We start from the raw sequence: 513 nt of genomic DNA, 5'->3' as shown, positions 1-513 counted from the left end.
CAGCATCTTTTTTGAAGGTATTGGCATTCCCATGCCTGGGCAATCTTTGATGATCGCAGCATCAATTCTGGCCTCAGAACAAGTCATGAATCTGAGTATGGTTATGGTTATATCTTGGCTCAGCTGCTTTTTGGGCAATACTTGTGGCTACTTACTTGGTTACTACTTTGAAGGATGGCTAGATAAAAAAGGTTACATCTCTGGCCCTAAAATGCAGAAGCTCCAAATCACCATTCAAAAATATGGCCCTGCTTGTTTGGTGGTCAGCCGATTTATTGAAGGGATGAAGCAATTTATGCCTCTGGCGTGTGGGATAGCAAAAATGCCACGCAGAGAGTTTTTACTCGGCAACGCACTCGCTGCCACCATTTGGGTTTTGGTGTTCAGTTTACTTACGCATTTTGCTTTTGAGCACCTCAGCGCACTCAGCCATTTATATAGCCACTACAAATACGCAATCTGGGCGAGCGCCGCGGTTGTGTTCGCATTGATGCTCCTAGGCTTACTCAAGCG

1 protein-coding gene is annotated in these 513 nt (G+C 45.4%); it reads left to right on the top strand.

The genetic code is table 11. The features are described 5' to 3' along the window. On the top strand, positions 1-513 hold a 513-nt coding region (locus tag R7Q11_RS29495), incomplete at both ends, for a DedA family protein (protein WP_225467379.1).

The sequence above is a fragment of the Vibrio sp. 970 genome (assembly GCF_033339075.1).
Note: the sequence above shows the minus strand (reverse complement) of the source record. Positions and strands in the feature narration are given on the sequence as shown.